This window comes from Mongoliimonas terrestris (assembly GCF_001927285.1).
GTDB lineage: Bacteria > Pseudomonadota > Alphaproteobacteria > Rhizobiales > Pleomorphomonadaceae > Chthonobacter > Chthonobacter terrestris.
The window spans coordinates 20,885-42,049 of record NZ_MSIG01000019.1 but is presented as its reverse complement, the minus strand read 5'-3'; the positions used below and the strand labels follow the sequence as shown (position 1 = coordinate 42,049).

General features: G+C 69.0%; 22 protein-coding genes. 14 read left to right on the top strand and 8 right to left on the bottom strand.

All coding sequences use genetic code 11. The annotated features are described in order from the left end of the window. Nucleotides 1-76 precede the first annotated feature (76 nt). Together BUQ68_RS19925 and BUQ68_RS19920 are read left to right on the top strand one after the other, a co-directional pair. Nucleotides 77-742, top strand: a complete 666-nt coding sequence (locus BUQ68_RS19925; protein ID WP_075217779.1) for a DUF1007 family protein — start codon at nt 77-79, stop codon at nt 740-742. Beyond that, nucleotides 739-1,851, top strand: coding sequence for a nickel/cobalt transporter (locus BUQ68_RS19920; protein WP_075217778.1), 1,113 nt, complete (start codon nt 739-741; stop codon nt 1,849-1,851). The genes BUQ68_RS19925 and BUQ68_RS19920 overlap by 4 nt, the downstream gene beginning before the upstream one ends. A 27-nt stretch (nt 1,852-1,878) precedes the next feature. Here the strand turns inward: BUQ68_RS19920 and BUQ68_RS19915 are convergent, their stop codons facing one another. Next, nucleotides 1,879-2,655: a gamma-glutamyl-gamma-aminobutyrate hydrolase family protein gene (locus BUQ68_RS19915; RefSeq protein WP_075217777.1), complete on the bottom strand. Its 777-nt coding sequence runs from the start codon at nt 2,653-2,655 to the stop codon at nt 1,879-1,881. Between the two features lie 402 nt (nt 2,656-3,057). Between BUQ68_RS19915 and BUQ68_RS19910 the strand changes: the two genes are divergently transcribed. Next, nucleotides 3,058-4,164, top strand: coding sequence for a TRAP transporter substrate-binding protein (locus tag BUQ68_RS19910; protein ID WP_075217776.1), 1,107 nt, complete (start codon nt 3,058-3,060; stop codon nt 4,162-4,164). 115 nt (nt 4,165-4,279) lie between these two features. Here BUQ68_RS19910 and BUQ68_RS19905 read toward each other — a convergent pair whose 3' ends face one another. Next, a complete protein-coding gene (locus BUQ68_RS19905) occupies nt 4,280-5,929 on the bottom strand; it encodes a TRAP transporter large permease (protein WP_075217775.1) in 1,650 nt (549 codons plus the stop codon). 27 nt (nt 5,930-5,956) lie between these two features. After that, nucleotides 5,957-6,499: a TRAP transporter small permease subunit gene (locus BUQ68_RS19900; protein WP_075217774.1), complete on the bottom strand. Its 543-nt coding sequence runs from the start codon at nt 6,497-6,499 to the stop codon at nt 5,957-5,959. 452 nt (nt 6,500-6,951) lie between these two features. Between BUQ68_RS19900 and BUQ68_RS19895 the strand changes: the two genes are divergently transcribed. The 8 genes from BUQ68_RS19895 (at nt 6,952) to tolA (ending at nt 14,739) form a co-directional block, all read left to right on the top strand. After that, nucleotides 6,952-7,422: a response regulator gene (locus tag BUQ68_RS19895; protein ID WP_175577865.1), complete on the top strand. Its 471-nt coding sequence runs from the start codon at nt 6,952-6,954 to the stop codon at nt 7,420-7,422. Nucleotides 7,423-7,738: 316 nt separating this feature from the next. After that, entirely contained in the window at nt 7,739-8,797 is a 1,059-nt protein-coding gene (gene hemH, locus BUQ68_RS19890; protein WP_075217801.1) for a ferrochelatase, read from the top strand. Between the two features lie 161 nt (nt 8,798-8,958). After that, complete coding sequence (locus BUQ68_RS19885) at nt 8,959-10,731, top strand: SLC13 family permease (RefSeq protein ID WP_075217773.1); 1,773 nt, start codon at nt 8,959-8,961, stop codon at nt 10,729-10,731. A 203-nt stretch (nt 10,732-10,934) separates the two neighbouring features. Beyond that, nucleotides 10,935-11,789, top strand: coding sequence for a (2Fe-2S)-binding protein (locus BUQ68_RS19880; RefSeq protein WP_075217772.1), 855 nt, complete (start codon nt 10,935-10,937; stop codon nt 11,787-11,789). Nucleotides 11,790-11,887: 98 nt separating this feature from the next. Continuing rightward, nucleotides 11,888-12,322: a Tat pathway signal protein gene (locus tag BUQ68_RS19875; protein WP_210215664.1), complete on the top strand. Its 435-nt coding sequence runs from the start codon at nt 11,888-11,890 to the stop codon at nt 12,320-12,322. Nucleotides 12,323-12,345: 23 nt separating this feature from the next. Continuing rightward, entirely contained in the window at nt 12,346-13,287 is a 942-nt protein-coding gene (gene exbB, locus BUQ68_RS19870) for a tonB-system energizer ExbB (protein ID WP_075217771.1), read from the top strand. A gap of 4 nt (nt 13,288-13,291) precedes the next feature. Continuing rightward, the gene (gene exbD / locus BUQ68_RS19865) at nt 13,292-13,732 is read left to right on the top strand and encodes a TonB system transport protein ExbD (RefSeq protein ID WP_075217770.1); all 441 of its coding nucleotides are present in this window, start codon (nt 13,292-13,294) and stop codon (nt 13,730-13,732) included. After that, a complete protein-coding gene (gene tolA / locus BUQ68_RS19860; protein ID WP_075217769.1) occupies nt 13,729-14,739 on the top strand; it encodes a TonB family protein in 1,011 nt (336 codons plus the stop codon). Before exbD ends, tolA begins: the two co-directional genes overlap by 4 nt. 37 nt (nt 14,740-14,776) lie before the next feature. Here the strand turns inward: tolA and BUQ68_RS19855 are convergent, their stop codons facing one another. After that, nucleotides 14,777-15,166 carry a hypothetical protein gene (locus tag BUQ68_RS19855; RefSeq protein WP_139315282.1) on the bottom strand — a complete coding sequence of 130 codons (390 nt, stop codon included), beginning with the start codon at nt 15,164-15,166 and terminating at the stop codon, nt 14,777-14,779. 222 nt (nt 15,167-15,388) lie between these two features. Here BUQ68_RS19855 and BUQ68_RS24020 point away from each other — a divergent pair, with 222 nt between their 5' ends. Further along, nucleotides 15,389-15,823, top strand: a complete 435-nt coding sequence (locus BUQ68_RS24020) for a BA14K family protein (protein ID WP_075217767.1) — start codon at nt 15,389-15,391, stop codon at nt 15,821-15,823. Between the two features lie 115 nt (nt 15,824-15,938). Here BUQ68_RS24020 and BUQ68_RS19845 read toward each other — a convergent pair whose 3' ends face one another. Next, nucleotides 15,939-16,136, bottom strand: a complete 198-nt coding sequence (locus BUQ68_RS19845) for a hypothetical protein (protein ID WP_075217766.1) — start codon at nt 16,134-16,136, stop codon at nt 15,939-15,941. 371 nt (nt 16,137-16,507) lie between these two features. On the opposite strand from BUQ68_RS19845, the gene BUQ68_RS19840 reads away from it, so the two are divergent. Beyond that, the gene (locus BUQ68_RS19840) at nt 16,508-18,037 is read left to right on the top strand and encodes a TadE/TadG family type IV pilus assembly protein (protein ID WP_075217765.1); all 1,530 of its coding nucleotides are present in this window, start codon (nt 16,508-16,510) and stop codon (nt 18,035-18,037) included. 88 nt (nt 18,038-18,125) lie between these two features. Here BUQ68_RS19840 and BUQ68_RS19835 read toward each other — a convergent pair whose 3' ends face one another. From BUQ68_RS19835 to BUQ68_RS19825, 3 genes are all read right to left on the bottom strand, one after another. After that, complete coding sequence (locus BUQ68_RS19835; RefSeq protein ID WP_075217764.1) at nt 18,126-19,145, bottom strand: zinc-binding alcohol dehydrogenase family protein; 1,020 nt, start codon at nt 19,143-19,145, stop codon at nt 18,126-18,128. 96 nt (nt 19,146-19,241) lie between these two features. After that, nucleotides 19,242-19,922 carry a GntR family transcriptional regulator gene (locus tag BUQ68_RS19830; RefSeq protein WP_075217763.1) on the bottom strand — a complete coding sequence of 227 codons (681 nt, stop codon included), beginning with the start codon at nt 19,920-19,922 and terminating at the stop codon, nt 19,242-19,244. Nucleotides 19,923-20,121: 199 nt separating this feature from the next. Continuing rightward, entirely contained in the window at nt 20,122-20,715 is a 594-nt protein-coding gene (locus BUQ68_RS19825) for an exopolysaccharide biosynthesis protein (RefSeq protein ID WP_075217762.1), read from the bottom strand. A 221-nt stretch (nt 20,716-20,936) separates the two neighbouring features. Here BUQ68_RS19825 and BUQ68_RS19820 point away from each other — a divergent pair, with 221 nt between their 5' ends. Next, nucleotides 20,937-21,128 carry a hypothetical protein gene (locus BUQ68_RS19820; protein WP_075217761.1) on the top strand — a complete coding sequence of 64 codons (192 nt, stop codon included), beginning with the start codon at nt 20,937-20,939 and terminating at the stop codon, nt 21,126-21,128. Nucleotides 21,129-21,165: the final 37 nt, after the last annotated feature.

The window sequence follows — 21,165 nt, the reverse complement described above, 5'->3', positions numbered from 1 at the left end:
CGTCATCGTTGCGCCGAAATCGGCGGCAATGCATGATTTGTAGGCCGATCCGACGGCCCGAACGGGGATATCGTCCATGCCGATCCACTGCCGCGGGCTCCGCGGATGGCTGATTGCCGGCGCCCTCGCGGCGTCCGTCGCGCCAGCGTTCGCCCACCCGCACGTTTTCGTGGATGCAAAGGCCGAGATGGTGTTCGACGCCAACGGCCGCGTCACCGCCATCCGCAACGTGTGGCGCTTCGACGACGCCTACTCGGCCTTCGCCAGCCAGGGCCTCGACGCGGACGGCGACGGTGCCCTGTCGGTGGCGGAGCTGAAGCCGCTGGCGGAGGTCAACGTCTCCTCGCTGAAGGACTTCGGCTACTTCACCTTCCTGGCCGCCGGTGACCGGGACATCGACTTCTCCGAACCGACCGAATACTGGCTCCAGTCGGACGACGGGCTGCTCACTCTCTACTTCACCCTGCCGACCAAGGAAGCCGTGGAGATCCGCGGCCTGCCGGCGACGCTGGAGGTCTACGACCCGACCTACTATGTGGCGTTCGGCTTCGTGGAGGAGACGCCCGTGGCGCTCGACGGGGCGCCGGACGCCTGCACCATGGAGGTGTTCCGGCCGGAGGAACTGGACGTGGCCACCGCCGCGACGCTTGCCGAAATTCCCGCCGACCAGCGCGAGATACCTGACGAGCTTGCCATGATCACCCGCGATCTCTCCAACGGCGCGAGCGTGCGCTGCCCATGACACCGCCCGTCCGCTCGCACGCCTTGGCGATCGCCCTTCTCGTTGCAGCGGCCACCGCCGCCCATGCGGCGAGCCCGTTCGGCGTCGGCCTGCCGGAGCCCGCACCGTCGGCGGGCGGCTTCCTGCCGGGCGTCTTCGCCTGGATCGCCGCCGAGCAGAGCCGATTCTACCGCGCCCTGACCGAAACGGTTCGGGCCATGAAGACGGACGGCAGCGCGGGCGTCTGGCTGATGGCGCTTTCGTTCGCCTATGGGGTGCTGCACGCGGCCGGGCCCGGACACGGGAAGGCGATCGTCTCGGCCTATGTGCTCGCCAACCGCGAGACGGCGCGAAACGGCGCGCTCCTCGCCCTCATGTCCGCGCTCGCCCAGGCGGTGACCGCGATCCTGCTGGTCTCGGTGGCGGCGATCGCCCTCGGGGCGACGTCCATGGCCATGACCGCGGCGGCGCGCCTTTTCGAGATCGGCTCCTTCGCCCTCATCACCCTGCTCGGGGTCTGGCTGGTGCAGCGCAAGATCGTCCGCCCCCTCGCCGCGGCCATGGCGGACCGCTACCGGCCCGTGACGGTGCCGGTCGGCAGCGCGCTCGCCTTCGCCGGCACGATCCACGCGCCGGCCCCCGATCACGATGACCACGGTCCCCACGGCCATGATCACCACCACCCTGCGCACCATGGCCATGCGCACCACGACGAGTTCCAGCTCGGGCAGCACGACCACCACCATCACGGTCCGGACTGCGGCTGCGGGCATGCGCACGTGCCGCCACCGGCTTCGGTGAGCGGGCCGCTCGACCTCCGAAAGGCCTGGACCACCATCCTGGCCGTCGGGCTGAGGCCCTGCACGGGGGCTCTGATCGTCCTGGTGTTCGCGCTCTCCCAGGGCCTCTACGCGGCCGGCATCGCGGCGACCGTGGCGATGGCGCTGGGGACGGGGCTGACGGTTGCGGCCCTGACGCTCCTCGCCGTTTCGGCCCGCGGCCTGGCGCTGCGCCTCACCGGTGGCCGGAGCGGCGCGGCAGCCGTCATGCACCAGACGGTGGAGGGTTTCGGCGCCCTCCTGGTGCTGGGCTTCGGCCTGCTGATGCTGGGCGCCAGCCTCGCCGGCTGACGCCGCCTCCCGATCGGCGCCCGCCGGCTATTCGGCCGCGCGCCCGAACACGCCGTTGCGCGCAAGCGCGTAGGCGCGCGCCGCGTCTCCGAACGCGCCGAAGATCCGGGACGACGGACCGTCCGTCCGCGCCCAGTATTCCGGATGCCACTGGACGCCGAGGGTGAAGCCCGGCGCGTTCTGGACGGACACCGCCTCGATGGTACCGTCGGCGGCGCTCGCCTCCACCTGCAGCGCGTCGGCGAGGCGCGCGACCGCCTGCCGGTGGAGGGAATTCACGTCGATGCTGTCGGTCTCCACGATCCGGCCGAGGCACCCGCCGGCGCGCACCATGACCGGGTGGCGGATGGCGAAGCGGATCTCCTGCTCCTCGCTGTCCGGCGCCCGGTGGTCCATGCGCCCGTCCTCGTCCTGGATCTCCCGGCCGAGCGTGCCGCCGAGCGCCACGTTCAGCTCTTGCAGGCCGCGGCAGATGCAGAGCAGCGGAATGCCCCGCTCGATCGCGCGGCGGATCAGCGGCAGCGTCGTGGCGTCGCGCGCCGGGTCGAAGGGCTCGTCGCGCTCGCTCGCCTCGGCGCCGTAGAGCGACGGATGGACGTTGCTGCGCGACCCGGTGACGAGCACCCCGTCGACCCGGTCGAGGGCCGCGTCGAGCGCGAGGCGATCACCGAAGGAGGGCAGGATCAGCGGCAGGGCGCCGGCCCGGTCGAGCGCGGCTTCAAGATAGGGCTGCGGGGCCGCGTGCCAGGTGTAGCCCTGCAAGGGCCGCACGTCGGAGGAGACGAGAATGACCGGAACGACCATGATGGATCCTGTGGCGAAAGCGTGCCGCCGATACTGATGAGAAACGAGGCGGCGTCAAGACTTCGGCGCCCCTGGTCATTCCGCGGGCAATTCTGCCGGTGTCCGAGGGGGTCCGGAGAGACATTCGTCGTAGCACCACAGATCCTTGGTACAAAACGGGTTTCTCCGCTTGTTCTGGCCGGGGCGATGCGCTTTAGTCCGCAACGGGAGGGCGACCGGCCGCTGGCGGCCTGTTCACGGCCGGACGGCCGAGCGGACAGGCGCGACGGGAGACGCGCCGTCAGCGCCCGCCGAACCCGGCCGTTTTCGAGCCGGACGGATCCCGCAGAGACCGGAGGACGCAGCCTGGCCCGGACCGAGACCCGGACGGGCGGCTGCGGCAAACACCCCTTGGGAGGACCCATGGATCGTCGTTCGTTCATCAAGAAGGCGGGCCTCGTCACCGGCGGCGCGGCGGCCGCGGCGGCACCGCTCGCCACCCCGGCGCTCGCCCAGAGCATGCCCGAAATCAAGTGGCGCCTGACGTCAAGCTTTCCGAAGTCGCTGGACACCATCTACGGCGGCGCCGAGGTGATGGCCAAGACCCTGTCGGAGATGACCGACGGCAAGTTCCAGATCCAGGTCTTCCCGGGCGGCGAGCTGGTGCCGGCGCTGCAGGCGCTCGACGCCGCCTCGCAGGATACCGTCGAGGCGTGCCACACCGTGTCCTACTACTACTGGGGCAAGGACCCGACGTTCGCCATCGCCTCCACCCTGCCCTACGGCCTCAACGCCCGCCAGCAGAACGCCTGGCTCTATCAGGGCGGCGGCAACGAGCTCCTCAACGAGTTCTTCGCCAACTTCAACGTGGTGGGTTTCCCCGGCGGCAACACCGGCGTCCAGATGGGCGGCTGGTTCCGCAAGGAAGTCACCAACCTCGCCGACGTTCAGGGCCTGAAGATGCGCATCGCCGGCCTTGCCGGCAAGGTGGTCGAGCGGATCGGCATCGTGCCGCAGCAGATCGCCGGCGCGGACATCTATCCGGCGCTGGAGAAGGGCACCATCGACGCCACCGAGTGGGTCGGCCCCTACGACGACGAGAAGCTCGGCTTCTATCAGGTCGCCAAGTTCTACTACTACCCGGCCTTCTGGGAAGGCGGCCCGACCGTGCACTTCTTCTTCAACAAGGCGAAGTACGATGCGCTGCCGCCGGCCTACAAGACGGCGCTCACCGCCGCCACGGCCTACGCCAATCAGAACATGCTCGCGCAGTATGACGTGAAGAACATCACGGCCATCCGCAGCCTGGTCGGCAAGGGCGTGCAGCTGCGGCCGATGCCGCGCGACGTGCTGGACGCGGCCTACAAGTCCGCATTCGAGGTCTACGGAGAGCTGTCCGCCTCTACGCCGACCTTCAAGGCGGTCTACGAGCCGTGGGCGAAGTTCCGCACGGAAGCCTACCAGTGGTTCCGCGTGGCCGAGTACACCTACGACAGCTACGTCTACGGCCAGCAGGCGGCCGGCAAGTAAGCCGACCGCCGAACCGGCTTCAACGGAAAGGGCCCGCCTCACGGCGGGCCCTTTTTCGTGTGCGCGAGAGCGCCGGCTGCACGGCGATCCCGCCGTGCCCGTGCGTCGACTTCCGTCACTGACCCGGCGCGGCAGGCGCGCCGAAATCAGGCTGGGGCAGACCACCGGGAGCGCTCGGCGCCGGCGGGGCCGCCGGCGCGCCGAAATCGGGTGGCGGCAGAGCGCCGGGGGCGGCACCATCCGCCGGCGGGGTGGCGAAGGGGTTGTCGCCGGCACCCGGGCCGCCGAACGGGTTGTCGCCGGCACCCGAACCCGGAGCGCCGAGGCCCGGCATCGGGATGTCAATGCTGATGGTCGAGGGATCGACCGCCTCCACCGTCGATTTGTAGTGGGTGACCATGTAGGGGAAGGCGATCACCAGAGAGACCATGAGGATCTGGATGATCACATAGGGGATCGAGCCCATGTAGATCTGCCCCGACGTCACGGGCGCCATGGTCTTGCCGGTGACCTTGTCGAGGTAGGGTTTCGCCGGAGCCACCGAGCGGAGATAGAAGAGCGCGAAGCCGAACGGCGGGTGCATGAAGGACGTCTGCATGTTGACGCCGAGGATGATGCCGAACCACACGAGGTCGATCCCGAGCTTCTCCGCCACCGGCACCAGCAGCGGCACGATGATGAAGGCGAGCTCGAAGAAGTCGAGGAAGAAGGCGAGCAGGAAGACCAGGATGTTGACGACGATCAGGAAGCCCAGTTCGCCGCCCGGGATGGCGGTGAGCAGATGCTCCACCCAGATATGGCCGTCCACCCCGTAGAAGGTCAGCGAGAAGACGCGGGCGCCGAGCAGGATGAAGATGACGAAGGAGGAGAGCTTCGCCGTCGTGTCGAGCGCCTGATAGATCATCGTAATGTTGAGGCGCCCGTTGAGGGCGGCCAGGATGAGCGCGCCGACGGCCCCCATGGCGCCGCCTTCGGTGGGCGTGGCGAGGCCGATGAAGATGGTGCCGAGGACGAGGAAGATCAGCACCAGCGGCGGCACCAGGGTGGTGATCACCTTGAAGGCGAGCTTGGTGCCCCGGAGCACCCGCGCCTCCGGCGGCAAGGCCGGCACGAACTCCGGCTTGAAGATGGAGACGAGCAGGATGTAGCCGCCGTAGAGCGCCGTGAGCACGAGGCCCGGGATCAGCGCGCCGGCGTACATGTCGCCGACCGAGACCACCTGGCTGGAGCCGGTCTTCAACTGGTCGGCGAGGACGATCAACACCAGGCTCGGCGGGATGATCTGCGCCAGCGTGCCGGAGGCCGCGATGGTGCCGGCGGCGACGCGACGGTCGTAGCCGTAGCGCAGCATGATGGGCAGCGAGATGAGGCCCATGGAGATGACCGAGGCGGCCACCACGCCGGTGGTGGCGGCCAGAAGCGCGCCGACCAGGATCACCGCGTAGGCGAGGCCGCCGCGGATCGGCCCGAACAACTGCCCGATGGTGTCCAGGAGGTCCTCGGCCATGCCGGACCGTTCCAGGATGAGGCCCATGAAGGTGAAGAAGGGGATGGCGAGCAGCGTCTCGTTGGCCATCGTGCCGAAGATGCGGTCCGGGATGGCGCCGAAGAGATTGGGATGCAGAAGCCCGAGTTCGATGCCGACGAGGCCGAACACGAAGCCGTTGGCCGCCAGGGCGAAGGCGACCGGGTAGCCGAACAGCATCACCACCACGAGGGCGACGAACATGATCGGCGCGAGGTTCTCGGCAAGGAGAGCGGTCATGGGATCAAGGATCTCCGGTCCCGAGGATCAGTGGGTCGAGGCTGTCTGGTCGAGCGCCGGATCCGGTCCGTGACCGGTCAGGAAGGCGATCCGCTTGATGAGCTCGGACAGGCCCTGCAGGCCGAGCAGGCCGAAGCCGAGCGGAATGAGGATCCACACCGGCCACATCATCAGTCCGCCGGCGTTGGACGACATCTCGCCGCTGTTGATCTTGTCGACCACCACCGGCCAGACCAGGACGACGGTGATGATGCAGAAGGGGAAGAGGAAGAGGATGGTGCCGAGGATGTCGATCCACACCTGGGTCCGGCGCTGCAGGCGGCCGTAGAGGATGTCGATCTTCACGTGCTCGGCCTTCAGGAGCGTATAGGCCGCGCAGAGCAGGAAAACGGCCGAGAACAGGTACCACTGCGCCTCGAGCCACGCGTTGGAGCTGAGGTTCAGGAACTTGCGTGTGAAGGCGTTGCCGGCGCTGACCAGGATGGCGACCAGCGACAACCACATGATGGTCTTGTGCACCACCGTCGACAGGCGGTCTATGCCACGGCTGAACGCGAGAAGTCCGTTCATGTAATCCCTCGCCTCCTCATGCTGCCGGCCCCTGGCCCGACCGGTCGACGGCGTTCGAACGGCATCGCCGTCGCGCTCCTGCGCGGCGTAGCGCGTTCCTCGTCCCGTCGTCCCGGTCGTTGGGCTGCCCGGCCGCTTCGATCCTCCCGACCACGGATGCGGCCGCTCCGTCGATCGCCCCATTGGTCTTGGCCAAGGTGCGACGGTCGGTCGCTCCATGGATTTCCTGGCGAATAACAGGTTTCTGCCGCAACGCCAAGCGAGGGGAGCTACGGGTTCGGCACGAAGCCGACCGGAACACGTTTCCGCAGATCTATACCAATGAAAAGCGTTTTGCTTGTCAGCAATGACCATCCGAACCGGACGCCCATGAGCGTACAACCGTTTGGTTTCATGCTTCCGAGAGAGTATGCTTGAAGACTGACCACTGTATGGTCAGTCGGGAGGCACCAGTGGACGGCCAGACGCGGGGGGGATCCGGCTCCGAAACCGACGCGGACGCACACATCCTTCTCGTCGAGGACGACCCGGACGACGTGCGAGTCATCCTGAGACTGCTCGACCAGGCACCGATTTCCTTCCGCGTGACCGTGATGGAGCATGGCCGGAAGGCTCTGGACTGGCTGAACATGGTCGGCCGGATCGATGATCCCCGCACGCCGGACCTGATCATCCTCGATATCAACATGCCGGTGATGAACGGGATGGTCTTCCTCTCCGAACTGCGCCGGCATCCGGTCTTCCGCTCCCTGCCCGTGGTGACCCTGACCACCTCCACGGACGTGGACACCATTCGCCGGGCCTATGACTTCGGCGCCAACGCGGTGGTGAACAAGGCCGACAGCCTGGACGGCATGAGCCAGATCGTGAACACCACAGTGGAGTTCTGGTTTCGCATCGCGCACCGCTACTACATCGATTGAAACCCGCCGCGCCGCCGGCCCTCGCCGTCGAAAGCGGTTGACCGTCGACCGCACATCGCCACATGAACCGTCATGGGACGATCGCGTCCGTGCCGGACACCGCGGCTGACAACGCGCCCGGCCTCGGCCACCCTCTCCGTGTGATCCCGCGGGGGCGATCGTGCGTAAGCTGCGCGACAGGTCCGGACGCCGGGTCCGCGGCATCGGGTCAGCCGGGAAGCGGCGCCCCGCCGCCACGGGCCACGCATGAAGACATCGGACGCGCCAGCCGGTTCAGCCCGGTTCAGGACGCACCTTGGAGAGTTCGAAGATGGACATGATCAGCGTCGGAACCACACCGACCGTTCCGGCCCCGGTCCAATTGCCGGCAGACCACCCGGTCGTGGCGACCGGAAAGGTGGGCGTTCTCATCGTCAATCTCGGCACGCCCGACGGGACGAGCTACGGGCCGATGCGGCGCTACCTGAAGGAATTCCTCACCGACAAGCGGGTGATCGAGTGGCCCCGCGCGGTCTGGTACCCGATCCTCTTCGGCATCGTGCTGAACACCCGCCCGGGCAAGAAGGGCAAGGACTACGAAAGCATCTGGAACAAGGAGCGCGACGAGAGCCCCTTGCGCACCTTCACGCGAAGCCAGTCCGACAAGCTCGCCGCCCGGCTTAAGGCTCATCCGAACCTGATGGTCGACTGGGGCATGCGCTACGGCAACCCGTCCATCGCCGAGCGCATGCGCGCCCTGAAGGACGCCGGCTGCGACCGGGTCCTGGTCTTCCCGCTCTACCCGCAATACTCCGCCTCGACCACCGCCACGGTCAACGACAAGGTGTTCGAGTTCCTGCTGAAGGAGCGTTGGCAGGCGGCGGTGCGCACGGTGCCGCCCTATCACGACGACCCGGTCTACATCGACGCCCTCGCCCGCTCGATCGAGACCCACCTGAAGACGCTCGACTTCGAGCCGGAGGTGGTGCTGACCTCCTTCCACGGCATCCCGAAGAGCTACTTCATGAAGGGCGACCCCTACCACTGCCACTGCATGAAGACGGCGCGGCTGCTGCGCGAGCGGCTCGGCTGGTCGAAGGAGAAGCTGCGCGTGACCTTCCAGTCGCGCTTCGGGCCGGAGGAGTGGCTGCAGCCCTACACGGACAAGACCGTCGAGGCGCTCGCCAAGTCCGGCGTGAAGCGCATGGCCATCGTGGCGCCCGGCTTCGTCTCCGACTGCTTGGAGACGCTGGAGGAACTGGCCGTGGAGAACGGCGAGATCTTCCTTCACAACGGCGGCGAGAAGTTCGCCCACATCCCCTGCCTCAACGACAGCGAGCCCGGCATGGACGTGATCGAGGCCGTGGTGCGCCGGGAACTCGCCGGCTGGATCTGATCGGGACGCCGGGTCTTCGGCACGCCGGGTGAAGCCAGCCGGCGCGGGCCGGCGGAACCGCAACGGGGTGATGGCGCTTGTCAGGGGCTTGGGGCATTCTCAGGCCCGGCGCGGTTGATCCGCCCGGGGCGCATGCCCTGGCCTGACGGAGTTGGCCCGACTTGACACTCATGCAGGTGGTTGCGATCGCCATCATCGCCGTGATGATGGCGCTCTTCGTGTGGGGGCGGATCCGCCACGACGTGGTGGCGCTGATGGGCCTTCTGGCGGCCATCCTCACCGGGATCGTTCCGGTCAACGACGCCTTTTCCGGCTTCGGCGACGACATCGTCATCATCGTGGCGAGCGCCCTGGTGACGAGTGCCGCGATCGCCCGCTCTGGCATCACGGAGATGCTGCTGAAGCGGGTGGCGCCCTATATCGGGACCGTCACCACCCAGATCGTCGCGCTCGCCGGCACCGTGATGGTGCTCTCCGCCGTGGTGAAGAACATCGGCGCGTTGTCGATGCTGATCCCGCCCGCCTTCCAGGTCGCCCGCAAGACCGGCACCTCGGTCTCCCACCTCCTGATGCCGATGTCGTTCGCCTCGCTCCTCGGCGGCATCGTGACCCTGGTCGGCACCTCGCCCAACATCATCGTGTCGCGCCTGCGCGAGGACATCACCGGCGAGCCGTTCCGGATGTTCGACTTCGCGCCCGTCGGCCTGCCCCTCGCCCTCCTCGGGCTCGTCTTCCTGATGTTCGGCTGGCGCCTCCTGCCGAAGGACCGACGCGGCGCGGCGGCCGGAACCAGCTTCAACATCAGCGACTACACCACCGAGGCGGTGGTGCCGGAAGGCAGCCCCTACGCCGGCCGATCGGTGGAGGAGATGATCCGGGACTCGCGCGCGGATGTGCGCGTCACCACCCTGATCCGCGCCACCCACAAGCGCTTCCAGAACCCCACCACCCAGATCCTCCACCCGGGCGACCACCTGCTGATGGAGGGCGACCCCGGCGACCTGGAACTCGCCGTCGCCGCCACCGGGCTCTCGCTCACCCGGCAGGACAGCACCCCCGCCCAGATGGACCCGGACGACGAGATCGGCGTGATGGAGGCGGTGGTGACGGCGTCGAGCTTCATGGTCGACTGGTCACCGGAGAAGCTACGCCTCTACGATCGTTTCCAGGTGAACCTCCTTGCCGTCAGCCGCTCCGGCGCGCGGGTGAACCAGCGGCTGAAGACCCTGCGCTTCAAGCCGGGCGACGTGGTGGTGCTGCAAGGCAATCTGAAGCTCCTGCCGGACATCCTCTCCGACCTCGGCTGCCTGCCGCTTGCCGAGCGCACCATCACTATCGGCCGCAGCCGCAAGGGCTGGCTGCCGGCGGCCATCCTTGGCGCCGCCATGCTCCTGATGGCCGCCCAGGTGCTGCCGGTGACCACGGCCTTCTTCGGCGCAGCGGTGCTCGTCATCGCGCTCCGATGCATCAGCTTGCGCGATGCCTACGGCGCCCTCGACGGGCCGGTGCTGATCACCCTCGCCTGCCTCATCCCGGTGTCGGACGCCCTTCGGACCACCGGCGTCACCGACCTCCTCTCCGGCTGGCTGTCGGTCGGGACAGCCAACCTGCCGCCGATCGGCGCCATCGCGCTGATCATGGCGGTTGCCATGGCGGTCACGCCCTTCCTCAACAACGCCGCCACGGTGCTCGTCGCCGGGCCGATCGCCGCCAGCCTCGCCATCAACCTCGGCTATCGGCCGGAGCCCTTCCTGATGGCGGTGGCCGTCGGCGCGGCCTGCGATTTCCTCACCCCGATCGGGCACCAGTGCAATATGCTGGTGCTCGGCCCCGGCGGGTATCGCTTCGGCGACTACTGGCGCCTCGGACTGCCGCTTTCGCTGCTTGTCCTGATCGTCGGCGTGCCGCTGATCGCCCTGGTCTGGCCGATCTGACGGTCCCGGGGAGGGATCGGCTTAAAACTTGACGAACGGGTTCATCTTTGATTTATCAGGGTGTGACGCCCCTTGCGGACCTGGAATGACCTTGGCGCGCACCCCTCTGACACCCCGAGCCGTTCGTGCCGACGATCCCCCCAGCAAGGCGGTCACTGTGCTCGGTCCCGCCGTGCGTCTTGCCTCTCCGCTCTGACCGACCGATGACGGCGCTCTCGACGCCCCCCGACCGCCTGCCGGTACAGGACGCGGACCTCGATCCGGCCGATCGGCTCTTGGCGATCATCCAACGGCTCGGCACCGCCTCGGGCGATGTGCGCCTCACTGCCGGCGCGGCGGACGAGGACCACGTCGCGCTCGACGCCCTCGACGACGCGTCCGTCGCCGCCTGGCTCGCCGACGAGCCCGTGTTCACGCCCGGCCTGAACAGCCGGGCGTCCGCGGCCTTTCTGATGGGCCGGATGAGCTACAGCCTCTGCCTCGCCCTGGTGGCCCTCCATCTTGCCGGCGAGACCCTGGCGGTCACCCCCGCGGCGGTGGCGATCCGGCGGGAACGCTTCGCCTGGGCGATGGGCGGGGAGACCGGGCTCGCGGCCCGCTTCCACGTGCGTCTTCTCATGCCCGCGGCGCTCGCGCCCGGATCGCCCGATCGGCTGATCCGGCTTCGCCAATCGCTGGAGGCGATCCACGGGCCGCTCGTGGAGACGATGACCCGGGCAAGCCTGCTCGGTCGGGGCGCGTTGCGGCGCATCGCCGCCGACTGCATCGCGTCCGCCTTTCTGACGGTCTGCCGGGGGCTGGACGACGGCGACCGGGCAAGGGCCGATGCGCTCGCCATCCTGCGCGACCCCGGATCGCCGCTCGCCAACGGGCAGACCGGCTTCGTGCACGTGGCGGCGGAGCGGCCGGACGGCTCCACGGCGGCGGACTGGTTCGTCACCCGCGGCGGCTGCTGCCGCTACTACACGGTGCCGGGGGAGACGCACTGCGCCACCTGCGTGCTGCTCCGCCCCGAAGAACGGCGCGCCCGCCTCGCTGAGGCCCTGATCCACCGTTGACGGCAGCCCTCGCCGGGCAGTCCGGCACATCAGCGATTGCGCCCGTCCGAATTCATGAGTAAGAAACTCATGTTTTCTTGCCAGAAGGGGTGTCCATCGTGACCGCGTTCCTGGGCCGGATGGCCGCTTCTCTCCTCCTCCTCGCCGTTTCCTTGGCCGGCGGTCCCGCCGCCGCGCAGGAGACCGCGCCCCTGCGGGTGGAACTCAACAAGTTGGAGGAAGCGGGCGCGGACTGCCGGGCGACGGTGGTGACCGAGAACGCCGGCAGCGACCGGCTGGAGAGCCTGAAGCTCGATCTGGTGGTGTTCGGCGGCGACGGCGTGGTGGCCAAGCGGCTGGCGGCCGAGTTCGGCCCGCTGCCCGGCCGCAAGACCGTGGTGAAGACCTTCCCGATCGGCGGCCTTTCCTGCACCGCCATCGACCGGGTGCTGGTGAATGACGTGGTCGCCTGCGCCTCCCCCGCCGGCCCGGTCGCCGGATGCGTGGAGCGGATCGAGCCATCGTCGCGCGCCGCCGCGCGCTTCGTCAAGTGACCGCCGTGAGAGGACCAAGGCCCATGCCGCACCTTCGCGCCGTCCTCATCGCCGCCGTCCTTTCGCTGGCGCCTGTGCTTGCCGCGGCGCAGACGGTGGATGCGCCCGCAACGGCCGCGCCCGCCCCCACCGACACCCTGCCGCGCATGGACCGGCCCGCCGCATCGGCAGCCGCCCCTGCGGCGGCGGGGCCGACCGCCACCCCGGCCGCGCCCGCGCCGGATCCGGTCCTCGGCGACGGATCCGAAGCCCCTGGCGCCCCCATGGCCACCGCCACGCTCCCGCACGACCTCTCCCCCTTCGGGATGTTCATGGCCGCGGACTGGGTGGTGAAGTCCGTGATGGTCGGCCTGGTGCTGGCATCCGTGCTGACTTGGACGGTCGGGCTGGTGAAGGCGCTCGAACTCATGGCGGCGAAGCGCCGGCTCGCGCGGGCGGCCGCCCGCCTCGGCCGGGCCGGAACGCTCGCCGACGCGCTGGAGGCCGGCGGCTTCGACGGCAGTCCGGCGTCGCGGTTCGTCCGTGCCGCCGCCGCCGAGGTCCGGGCGTCGGAGGACACCAGCAACGCCGGCCTCAAGGAGCGCGTGGCCTCCCGCCTCGATCGCATCCAGGCGGGCGCCGGACGGCGGATGATGGGCGGCACCGGCATCCTCGCCACCATCGGCTCCACGGCCCCGTTCGTCGGCCTGTTCGGCACCGTGTGGGGCATCATGAATGCCTTCGTGGGCATCTCCAAGGCGCAGACCACCAACCTCGCGGTGGTGGCGCCCGGCATCGCCGAGGCGCTGCTTGCGACCGCCATCGGCCTGGTGGCAGCGATTCCGGCGGTGGTGATCTACAACGCCTTCGCCCGCGCGATCGCCGGCTACCGCGCGGGCCTTGCCGACGCGGCGGCGGAGGTGCAGCGGCTCGTCTCGCGCGACCTCGACCGGCAGCCGCTGCGGCGCGTCCGCGCGGCGGAGTGATCCGATGGCCGGCAACCTGGACGACGGCGAGGATCTCGTCGAAACCTACGAGATCAACGTCACACCCTTCATCGACGTGATCCTCGTGCTCCTCATCATCTTCATGGTGGCGGCGCCGCTGGCCACGGTCGACGTACCTGTGGACCTGCCCGGCTCCACCGCCCAGGCGGCCCAGCGCCCGCAGGCACCGGTCTACCTCACCGTCAAGGCGGACCTGTCGCTCGCCCTCGGCAACGACCCCGTCGCCCGCGAGGCGCTCGCGACCACGCTCGACGCAAGGACGGGCGGCAACCGCGAGGAGCGGATCTTCCTGCGCGCCGACAAGACCGTCTTCTATGGCGACCTCACCGGCGTCATGAACGCGTTGCGCGCCGCCGGCTACCTCAAGATAGCCCTTGTCGGCCTTGAGACGGCGCCGGGCTCCGGCATCGGAGCGCTGCCGTGACGGCGGTCTCCACGGGGCCGTTCGACGGATCCGCCCGGTCCGGACCGGGCGCCGTGCGTTGGATCGGCGCCTTCACGCTGGTGGCCGCCCTTCATGGCGCGGGCGCCCTGTCGCTGCTCGCATCGGCGCCCGACGGGCCGTCCGTGCAGGCGCCCGAAGCCGCGGTCATGATCGACCTTCCGCCGGATCTCGCTCTGCCGCCGGCCGAAAGCGTGGAGAGCATCGCCGCCGAGGGCGTCGACGCGGAGGAGCCGACGGAGATCCCGACCGAGGCTATCGATCCTGTCGAACCCACCACGGTGCCCGTGGAGACCATGGCCGAAGCCCTGCCGGAGACGGTGGAAACGGCGCCGGTGGAGACCACGGTCGCGGCCGAGACCGCCACCGACGCGGTGGACCTGGAGCCGAGCGAGACCGCGACGGCCGAGGCTGCGGAGGAAAGTCCGGCCGAGGCGGTCGAAGACACGCCGGCCGACGTCCCGACGGAGTTGGTCGAAGCGCCTCCCTCGGAGGTCGCCGAAGCCGAGGTGGCCGAAGCGGTGGGGACCGAGGCAGTTGCGCCCGCGCCGCCCGTCGCCCCCAAGGCAAAGCCCGTCCGGCGGGTGCGGCCGCGGCCGGCGGCCAAGGTGGCGGACAAGCCGCGCCGGGTGGAGACGGCCGCCCCGGCGCCGTCGCGCACCGCCGTCGAAGGCCAGCGCGCCTCCGGATCGGGCCGCCCCGACCCGGATGCCCTCGCGGCCTACGGCGCCGACGTGCGGGCGCGGATCATGCGCCAGCGCCGAACGGTGTCGGTCTCGGCCGCGGCCGGCGCCCGCGTCACCGTGCGCTTCACCGTGTCGGCGGATGGGGGCGTGAGCGGTGTCTCCGTTGCCCGCAGTTCCGGCGACCCGGCGCTCGACATAGCCGCCGTCGCCATGGTCCAGCGCGCGTCCCCGTTGCCGGCGATCCCCTCGGCCGTGGGCCGGTCCAGCCTCAGCATGAGTCTGCCCGTGCGCTTCGACCGATGAGGCGCGGCCGGCGGTCGACCGGCAGCCGCGCGTGCGATCAGCGGGAGCGGGTCAGGGCGATCGACGCGGTTTCCGGGTAGAGCCAGAGATTGCCGTTGGTCGATCCGAAGGCGAACGTGGTGACGGAAAGCACCGACCCGGCGGCGACCAGCCGGTTCACGCTCGGCTCCAGCGTCACGGTCGCCGGGTTGTAGCCCCGCGCCTGACAGGTGATCTCCAGCGGCTTGCCGTTCTTGCGCACGTCGAGATCGAACGCCGGCCCCTGGTAGCGGCCGTAGCGCCAGCCATCGGTCCGGGCCACGTCGCAGACCGCTCGGTCCGGCGCGACGGTGACCGCGATGACCTGCCGGCCGGTGAGGCTCTGGGAGACGCAACCTCCCAGAAGGAATGCGCCGACGACGGCGGCGGTGGCACGGCCGATGTTCATGATGACCTCACTGGTGGTTGCCGTCGACAACGGACCCCCGCGCCGCTTCGTTCCAGTGCGGCTGGAAACGCGTGCCTTTCTCAATTCTCGCTATCAGTTTACCCCAATGGCGGATCCCATTCGGCCCAAGCGGGGTTGCCTTCGGGCACGGCTGCGCCAAACTGGGACGGCGTGCGGGAGAACGGAACGTGGCGCGGCAGGCGCCTCCGGCGGGAGACCGACATGGTGAAGTGGATGTACGTCGTCGTGGCGGCCCTGGCCGTCGGTCCTGGTTGCGTGCCGCTCCCCGCCATACCGCTGGCCACCGCGCCCCGTCCCGTCGCCCTCGTGCCCGAGGCACCGCTGAGCGCGCGTGACCGCTACATCGCCGACTTCTGCGATCGCTATCCGCTCGATCGGGATTGCGACGACTGGGAGGCGAACCGGACGCGCTGGAGCGAGGAGCGCTATCGCTCCTGGCTGCGCGATCGACGCCTCGACGGCGACCGCCAGACCGCCGCCCTGTTCGGCTTCCGCCAGCGCGCCGTGCAGGCCCGCCCGGCCGCGACCACCGGCGCCGACCACGTGGCCGCGTGCACGGCCGCCTATCGCTCCTACGACATCGCGACCGACAGCTACGTCGGGTTCGACGGCGTCCGCCGCCGGTGCCGCCTCTAGGACGCGGACGGGGAGGCGCCGAACGCTCGGCACCACCCTTTCAACACGCGGATCACCCGGCGCGACGACCGGCCAACCATCCTGGCCGGTCGATCGAGATGCTGCGCGTCCAGGCTCAGGCCGCGGTGCTCTTCTCCGCGTAGGCGACGCGAAGGCCTTCGCGGTCGATCACCCCCTCGGCCAGGTCCGCCGCGTAGACGGGCCACAGCCGCTCGACCAGGTCTTCCAGGCTTTCGCCCGGCTGCAGAGTACGGGCGATGTTCATTGCGGCAATCCGCCGAGCCTCGGCTTCGATGATCCGCTGTGTCTCCATCGTCTATCCTCCCCTTTCGAAAGACGGCCCGCTGGCCAATCAGCATTACGGGTCGGGCAATGATCTGGATGGGACCAAGCTCCTCGACGCGACACGACCGGAGACCTGACGAGAGCGCCCGGCTCTTCGAGCCATTCACATAGTTTAACGCATATTGCCGCCGTGTCGACATGGATCAGCCGAAAAGAGACCTGGAGCCGACCGACACCGGGCGAAACCGTAGACCCGCGGCGGGACCGGCGGACGGACCCCTTGGCGCTTCGATCGTCCGCTTTTTCGTAGTTCTACTTATTTCAAACCCCTATCCGGCTGAACCTTGCATTAAGTCCGCTGTGCAATAGGTGGCGTCGTCCTGACAGTGAGTGGCCCGCATGCATCTGCCTCCCGCCGCCCGATTCTGGTCGAACCGTTCGGGGGCCACGGTGGTGATGTTCGCCATTCTTCTGGTGCCCATCATCATGATGGTCGGGGCCGCGATCGACTACAACGTCGGCAAGCGGGAGCAGGCGCGCCTCCAGGAGTCGCTGGACAACGCGGTCCTTGCGGCGCTCGGCCGCGCGTCGGCGGCGACCAACGCGGCCGAAGCCCAGGCCATCGTGGAGGCCTATCTCAACGCCACCTATGGCGGCGCCTACGAGATCACCTCTTTCGAGGCCGCCCTCTCCAAGACCGCCACCGAGCGGTCCATCAACGCCACCGCGGTCTCGTCCGTGCCGACGAGCTTCCTGGCGATCGCCCGCATCGACAGCATCGACGTCGCCGCGCATTCGGAAACGCGCGTAGGCAACGACAACCTGGAGATCGTCATGGTGCTGGACAATTCCGGCTCCATGAGCAGCAACAGCCGGATCGCGCGCCTGAAGGACGCCGCCAAGGCGCTCGTCACCACGGTCAACGACGTCGCCACCGGCAAGGTGAAGTACGGCCTCGTGCCCTTCGCCGGTCTCGTCAACGTCGGCCCCGGCAACAAGACCAAGCCGTGGATCGACACCGCGGCGGCTTCGTCGATCCACTCGGAGAACTTCGACAAGAAGACCGGCCGGCTCTCGCTCTATGCCCAGACGGGGATCGCGTGGCGCGGCTGCGTGGAGGCCCGGCCGAACGGCCTCGACATCACCGACGAGGAACCGCTCCCCGCCAAGGGCGATACGCTCTTCGTGCCCTCCTTCGGGCCGGACGAGCCCGACGTCGGGTCCGGCTTCATCAACAACTACCTGAAGGACGACGGCGGCGCCTGCACGACCGCGTTCGGCGCGTCAACGTCGCTGGAGACGCGCCAGGAGGCCACGTGCAAGTACCACGGCACGTCGCCGGCCGAGACCATCTCCAACGGCACCCACAAGGGGCCGAACCATCTGTGCGACAGCGCGCCCATCCTGCCGCTGACCGACAACGCGGCCTCGGTCACCGCGGCGATCGACGCCATGGTGGCCCTCGGCGGCACCGACATCACCGAAGGCATGGCCTGGGGCTGGCGGGTGATCTCGCCGACGGAGCCGTTCACGGAGGGGCAGGCCTACACCACCATGGGCCTGCGCAAGATCATCGTGCTGATGACCGACGGCGCCAACACCATGTACCCGAGCGGCAACATGAACCTCACCTGGTACTCCGCCTACGGGTTCGCGGCGGCCGGGCGCCTCGGCACCGCCACCGGCGACGCCGCCATCCTGAAGGCCGAGATCGACAGCCGGCTCGCCAAGGTCTGCAGTCACGCCAAGGCCGCCGGCATCGAGGTCTACACGATCACCTACGACGTGGCCGACCAGGCCACCCGCGACCTCATGCTGGCCTGCGCCACCGACACGAGCCACGCCTACTTCCCGACCGCGACCGACAACCTCGTCGCCGTGTTCGAGGCGATCGGCCATTCCGTCGGCAAGCTCCGCCTCTCGGAGTGACGGGCAGGGCCGCGGCCGGCCCTATGGGCCATACCAAGCTGGCAGTTTCGACCGGGCGCCGGCCGGTCGGACCGCCACGCGTCAGGGCTCAGGTCCGTTCGATCATGATCTTCAGCGAGGTCGCCCGGTTGGCGTCCCAGAAGGGCAGCGCGCTCTCGGCCTCGGCGAACGGCACGGTGCGGGTGATCAGACGGTCGGCGGTCTCCCCCATGTCCTCCAGGCATCCGATGACGGCGCTGAAGTCGTCGATGGTCGCGTTCCGCGAGCCGTGGATGTCGAGTTCCTTCAGATTGAACATCTGGGTCTGGTAGGCGACCGGCTGCTTGCAATAGCCGATGTAGACCACCCGGCCGGCGAAGCAGGCGAAGTCGATCGCCTGGGTGAAGGTCTCCGGCACGCCGACGGCCTCGATCACCACGTCGAACCCGTCGTTGTCGGTGAGCGCCTTCACCTGGTCGGCGGCCGTGTCGCGGGTGGGGTCGATCACCGCCGCCGCGCCGAGGTCGCGGGCGAGCTTGAGCTTGTCGGCCGACACGTCGAGCACGGTGACCTTTGCGCCGCGCCGGCGCGCGCCGAGGAGGGCGCCGACGCCGATCATGCCGCAACCGAGCACCAGCACCTTGTCGGTAGCCTGGACCCGGCCCCGCTCCACCGCATGGAAGCCGACCGAGAGCGGCTCGATAAGGGCGAGGTGGCGCGGCGCCAGCGTCTCCACCGGGATGACCTTCTGGTACGGAACGGCGATGCACTCCTTGAGGCCGCCGTCCTGCTGCACGCCGAGAGTCCGGTTGTACCGGCAGGCGTTCACCCGCCCCTTCCGGCACGAGGAGCATTGCCCGCAATTGGTGTAGGGCATCACCGTGGCGCGCTGGCCGACGACGAAGCCGGCCGGCACGCCGGCGCCGAGCGCGACGATCTCGCCGCCGATCTCGTGGCCGGGGATGCGCGGCAGCTGCACCAGCGGGTTCAGGCCCTTGTAGGTGTTGAGGTCGCTGCCGCAGAGGCCCACGTGACGGATTGCGAGCAGCACCTCGCCCTCCCCAGCCTGCGCCTCCGGCACGTCGACCATGCGGGTGCGGTTCAGTTCTTCGATGACGAGGGCTTTCATGAGCGGGACCGGAACCGATGCTTGAGACGCCGCCGGACCAGCCGGCGGGTCGAGATGAAGGACGACGGCCCGCCGGGCGGACCGTGAGGAGAAGCGCTAGCGCAAGGGCGCGGCCGCGCCGGGCACATGGGCCAGCAGGTGGTCGCGGCTCTTCACCAGATGGTCGTCGAGCACGGCGGTGATCCGGTCGACGTCCCGGCTGCGGAGCGCCGAGAGGATTGCCTCGTGCTCGGCGCGCGACCGCTCGAAGTCGTAGGTCTCCGGCGAGTAGGTGCGGATGCTCTGGGTCTGCCAGAGGATGGTCTGGTGCCAGCCGCAGAGCACGGCATTGCCGCTGAGCGCCATGATGGTCTCGTGGAAGTCGCGGTCGAGGCTGATCACCTCCGCGAGCACGGCCCGCGTCGGTTGGCCGAGAAGAGCGCGGTGGCTTTCGTAGATGCCTTCCATTCGCGCGATGAAGGCATCGTCCAGCCGGTCCGCGGCGACGCCCGAACGGACCGCGTTGAGCTCCAGCATCGTGCGCGCCTCGTAGACGTCGCGGATGTCCGACGGCGAGAAGCGCCGGACCACGGAGGCACGCCGCTCGTTGCCTTCCACGAGGCCGTCGCGCTCCAGAAGCGCCAGCGCCTCCTTGACGGGAGTCGGGCTGATCGACAGCGCGCTCGCCAGTTCGTCGGCGAAGATCCGTGTCCCGGCCGCCAGTTCGCCGGTCAGGATCTTCTTCTGGATTTCCTCGTACGCCTGCCGGGCAAGCGTCGGGCGAGCGATCGCCATCATCGGTGCAATGCCTCCTCCCGAAGCAGGAGTGACCGTAGCAGCCCCCTTTCACGACGAGAAGATATAAAATTTTTTATTCAAAATCCGAACAGGACTCCAGCCGGGAGCGGTCGGACCGCGTTGATGCAAGGGCCGGCGGCCGCGAATGGGCAAGGGAGGTCCGGCAGGGCACCGCCCGCCATGCCGTACCAAGACCGGATCAGAGCAGAAAGTGGTAGGCACCGAAGCCGAGCGCGATGAGGAGGAGGACGAGCGCGATGGCGACCAGCAAGCCGTCGCGGACGGTGAGGCCGAGACTCATGAAGCTCACCACCGCGGCGCCCGCGGTGTTGGAGAAGGGAATGACCTCCAGCGGCGGCATGGAAATGCCGATGGCGACGCAAATGGCCGCGATCACCCTGGAGAAGGGCGCTTCGGCCAGCCGCCGCAGACGCGGATGCACCACCTTGTCGGTCCAGCGGGCCACCGGCCGGAGAAAGCGGATCCCCTTCGCCATCTTCTCCCGGCTGAGCTTCAGCTTCAGGATCGTCTGCGGCAGCCAGACGTGGTCGCGGCCGAACAGCTTCTGCACCGCCACGAGGGCGATCAGGACGCCCATGATGCTGTCGAAGCCGACGAGGGCGGAGAAGGGCGAGATGATGAAGAGCGCCGGGATCAGCATCAGCGGCCCGAAGCTGCTGTGGCCGAGCGCCTCGACCACCTCTCCCATGGTGGATCCGTCATGCCGGGCGCAGGACGTGTCAAGGTCGTCGAGGAGCTGGGAAAGGGCCGTGTAGGACTTCGTCTCGCTCATGAAGGGCAGCCATCCGCGGGGGCTTCGTGGGGTCGGCGATGGTTGCCAACCGGAAGCACGGGCGTCCTGTTCCCTTCACTGTCGGCACCGGCTCACTTTCCGGTGAAGATCGGCTGCCGGGGAACCGGCGCCGGACGCCGGTGTTTGCTCGACAGACCGGCAGGCGGCTTGAGCGGATCAAGCGGGAATGGAGAGCCTGCTCCAACGCAGGTGCCCCCATCATGATCGACCTCGTGCTCGTCGTCTGCCTTTCCGCCGCCCCGATCGAATGCCGCCGCGAACGGGTTCCGTTCGACGGCCAGTTGACCGCCTGCGCCGTGCACGGCCAGCAGGTCGCCGCCCAGTGGGCCGAGACCCATCCGAAGTGGCGCATCGCCGGCTGGATCTGCGGCCCGTCCGCGACCGCCATCTGACCCCACCCGCACGCCTGCATGGCACCCGGCCGGGCGG

What these genes read in the sequence shown, in the direction of transcription:
- BUQ68_RS19925 (WP_075217779.1), top strand. Translation starts at nt 77, where the DNA reads ATGCCGATCCACTGCCGCGGGCTCCGCGGATGGCTGATTGCCGGCGCC.
- BUQ68_RS19920 (WP_075217778.1), top strand. Translation starts at nt 739, where the DNA reads ATGACACCGCCCGTCCGCTCGCACGCCTTGGCGATCGCCCTTCTCGTT.
- BUQ68_RS19915 (WP_075217777.1), bottom strand. Translation starts at nt 2,655, where the DNA reads ATGGTCGTTCCGGTCATTCTCGTCTCCTCCGACGTGCGGCCCTTGCAG.
- BUQ68_RS19910 (WP_075217776.1), top strand. Translation starts at nt 3,058, where the DNA reads ATGGATCGTCGTTCGTTCATCAAGAAGGCGGGCCTCGTCACCGGCGGC.
- BUQ68_RS19905 (WP_075217775.1), bottom strand. Translation starts at nt 5,929, where the DNA reads ATGACCGCTCTCCTTGCCGAGAACCTCGCGCCGATCATGTTCGTCGCC.
- BUQ68_RS19900 (WP_075217774.1), bottom strand. Translation starts at nt 6,499, where the DNA reads ATGAACGGACTTCTCGCGTTCAGCCGTGGCATAGACCGCCTGTCGACG.
- hemH (WP_075217801.1), top strand. Translation starts at nt 7,739, where the DNA reads ATGATCAGCGTCGGAACCACACCGACCGTTCCGGCCCCGGTCCAATTG.
- BUQ68_RS19880 (WP_075217772.1), top strand. Translation starts at nt 10,935, where the DNA reads ATGACGGCGCTCTCGACGCCCCCCGACCGCCTGCCGGTACAGGACGCG.
- exbB (WP_075217771.1), top strand. Translation starts at nt 12,346, where the DNA reads ATGCCGCACCTTCGCGCCGTCCTCATCGCCGCCGTCCTTTCGCTGGCG.
- exbD (WP_075217770.1), top strand. Translation starts at nt 13,292, where the DNA reads ATGGCCGGCAACCTGGACGACGGCGAGGATCTCGTCGAAACCTACGAG.
- BUQ68_RS19855 (WP_139315282.1), bottom strand. Translation starts at nt 15,166, where the DNA reads ATGAACATCGGCCGTGCCACCGCCGCCGTCGTCGGCGCATTCCTTCTG.
- BUQ68_RS24020 (WP_075217767.1), top strand. Translation starts at nt 15,389, where the DNA reads ATGGTGAAGTGGATGTACGTCGTCGTGGCGGCCCTGGCCGTCGGTCCT.
- BUQ68_RS19845 (WP_075217766.1), bottom strand. Translation starts at nt 16,136, where the DNA reads ATGGAGACACAGCGGATCATCGAAGCCGAGGCTCGGCGGATTGCCGCA.
- BUQ68_RS19840 (WP_075217765.1), top strand. Translation starts at nt 16,508, where the DNA reads ATGCATCTGCCTCCCGCCGCCCGATTCTGGTCGAACCGTTCGGGGGCC.
- BUQ68_RS19835 (WP_075217764.1), bottom strand. Translation starts at nt 19,145, where the DNA reads ATGAAAGCCCTCGTCATCGAAGAACTGAACCGCACCCGCATGGTCGAC.
- BUQ68_RS19830 (WP_075217763.1), bottom strand. Translation starts at nt 19,922, where the DNA reads ATGATGGCGATCGCTCGCCCGACGCTTGCCCGGCAGGCGTACGAGGAA.
- BUQ68_RS19825 (WP_075217762.1), bottom strand. Translation starts at nt 20,715, where the DNA reads ATGAGCGAGACGAAGTCCTACACGGCCCTTTCCCAGCTCCTCGACGAC.
- BUQ68_RS19820 (WP_075217761.1), top strand. Translation starts at nt 20,937, where the DNA reads ATGATCGACCTCGTGCTCGTCGTCTGCCTTTCCGCCGCCCCGATCGAA.